Annotated in this window: 1 protein-coding gene; it reads left to right on the top strand. The window is 53.4% G+C overall.

All coding sequences use genetic code 11. The annotated features are described in order from the left end of the window. The coding region (locus tag JOD82_RS28845; protein ID WP_209950385.1) for a non-ribosomal peptide synthetase at positions 1-2,970 on the top strand (2,970 nt) is incomplete at both ends.

Genomic DNA, 2,970 nt, shown 5'->3' with positions numbered 1-2,970 from the left:
CCATCATATTTTGATGGACGGTTGGTGCTTGTTCCTTGTTGTAGGGGAAGCATTTAATACGTACTTTGCCATCCTCGAAGACCGCAAGCCGGAGCCCGCCCCGGTAACATCATACAGCGAATACATTGAATGGCTGGATCGGCAGGACAACGTGGAGGCTGAACGGTTCTGGAGTGATTATTTTGCTGGCTTTGAGCAGCAGACCGTATTACCGCAGGTAAAACAGCTGGACAGTCACGCTAAAGAATATGAAGCGGACAAGCTTTCGTTTACACTGGGCCACGAAGTGACGGAACGGATGAACAAGCTGGTTAAGCAGAAGCAAGTAACGGTCAATACCCTTCTGCAAGCAGCGTGGGGCGTTGTGCTGCAACGGTATAACAACAGTCGGGATGTTGTATTTGGCAGTGTCGTATCCGGCAGATCAGCGGATATTCCGGGCATCGATAAAATGATTGGTTTGTTCATTAATACGGTTCCTGTACGAGTTCACAGTGAGAAAGATATGACGTTTGCTGCGTTAATGAAGCAGATACAGGAGCAGGCACTGGTTTCCCGTGCCTATGAAACCTATCCGTTGTATGAAATTCAGGCCCTAACAGAGCAGAAACAGGACCTGGTGAACCATATTATGGTGTTTGAAAACTACCCGGTGGAACAGCGCATGGAGCAAATGGGCAGTCGTGGCACGAATGGCTTTACGATTGCAAATGCTTCCGTGTCGGAGCAAACGAACTATGATTTCAACATTACGGTTGTGCCGGGCGATGAAATTCATGTCCATTTGGAGTACAATGCGCGAGTATTGGAACGCACAGCTGTAGAGCAAATCCGCGAGCATTTGCTGCATATGATTGAAGAAGCGATTAACAGACCAGATGCGCTGGTAGATGAACTTGAGCTGGTGACTGCTGCGGAAAAAGCAAAAATCATCGACGGTTTTGGATCCGTGGGCGTATCTGCATGGAGTGATGAAAAGCAATCAGAAGGGTTGTTCCATGCCTATGTGGAAGAACAAGCGCAGCTTGTGCCGGATCATGTGGCAGTGGTATACGAGGAGCGGCAGCTTACGTACCGCGAGCTGAACGAGCGTGGGAATCAACTTGCTCGTAGATTGCGGAATGAAGGCATTGGGCGTGAATCCATTGTTGGTATTTTGAGCGAGCGCTCGGTGGACATGATGGTCGGCGTACTGGCGGTATGGAAGGCCGGCGGTGCATACGTGCCACTGGATGCAGATTATCCATCCGAACGTATCCGCTTTATGCTCGAGGACAGCGGCGCTACGGTGCTGCTTACGCAAACAGGTTTGCAGGAACGCGCGCAAGCATGGCTGGAGGAGAGCCGACAGGTCTTGGCCGGTGGGCAGTCTGAGGGCGAGTTGGAAATAGCGGCTGGCGCTGAAACGATGGAAAGAGGCAGCCTGAGTGAAGGCGTAAGTTTTAAATTAGATTCGAGTTCTGACAACGAAGAAGCATCCGAACCGGCAACAGGGCTGCGTCTGCGTACTGTATTGGCGCTGGACGATGAGTCGTTGTACACCGGAGATGCCACGGATGTGGAACATATCAACGAGCCGCAGGATCTGGCATATGTGATCTACACGTCCGGTACAACGGGACGTCCGAAGGGTGTCATGATCGAGCATCACAGTTTGGTAAACACAGCTGCGGCATACCGCCGGGATTACCGTCTGAACCAGTTCCCGGTACGCCTGTTACAACTGGCAAGTTTCTCCTTCGACGTATTCGTCGGCGATATTGCACGGGCGCTCTATAACGGTGGCACGATGGTCATCTGCCCGAAAGACGACCGCATTGATCCAAGCCGTCTGTATGGCTGGATTCACGATTATCAGATTACGGTGTTCGAATCCACACCGGCTTTAATCGTACCGTTTATGCAGCATGTGCATGAACAGGGCCTTGACATGAGCAGTCTGGAACTGCTGATCACCAGCTCGGATAGCTGCAGCGTGACGGATTATCGGGTGCTGCAAGAACGGTTTGGCGCAGATATTCGCATTATGAACAGCTATGGCGTCACGGAAGCGGCGATTGACTCCAGCTTCTACGACGAAGAACTGTCGAAGCTGCCAAGTAGCGGCAGTGTGCCGATTGGTCAGGCATGGCTGAACGCACGCTTCTACATCGTGGACAGCCAGCTGAATCCGGTGCCGATCGGTGTACTGGGTGAGCTGTGCATTGGCGGTGCTGGCGTGGCACGAGGCTACTTGAACCGTGCGGACCTGACGGCCGAGAAGTTCGTAGCGAATCCGTATGTAGCCGGTGAACGATTGTACCGCACAGGTGACCTGGCGCGGTGGATGCCAGACGGCAATGTGGACTTTATCGGCCGGATGGACTATCAGGTCAAAATCCGGGGCTACCGGATTGAGCTGGGCGAGATTGAAACGGCAATCCAGCGGGTGCCGGGTGTGCGTCAAGCCGTAGTCATCGACCGGACGGATGAGCGTGGACACAAGTACTTGTGCGGGTACATCACGGGAGAAGCTGAGCTGCGGATCGAGGAAGTACAGGCCGAGCTGGAAGCCGGGCTGCCCGTGCACATGGTGCCAGCACGCTTGATGCAGCTGGAGGCGATCCCGCTGACCAGCAACGGCAAAATCGACCGTAAGGCTTTGCCGGAACCGGAAGGCAGCATCCATGCGGGTACAGCCTATGTGGCACCGCGTACTATGGTAGAACAGGTATTAACTTCGGTATGGGCCGGGGTGCTGGGTGTCGAAACGGTAGGCACGCAGGATAACTTCTTTGAACTGGGCGGCGATTCGATCAAAGCGCTGCAAGTATCGTCCCGATTGCTGCAAGCAGGTTATCGACTGGACATGAAAGACCTGTTCAGCAATCCGACAGTAGCGGCGCTCAGTCCTTTGCTTCGTACAGATGGTAAGATGGCCAGTCAGGAAGAAGCAGTAGGCAAGGTAGATCTGACACCCATTCAGCGATG

Source organism: Paenibacillus sp. 1182, from assembly GCF_017833915.1.
Classification (GTDB): Bacteria; Bacillota; Bacilli; order Paenibacillales; family Paenibacillaceae; genus Paenibacillus; species Paenibacillus polymyxa_D.
The sequence above is the reverse complement of the archived record's forward strand: the minus strand, read 5'-3'. Positions and strand labels throughout refer to the sequence as shown.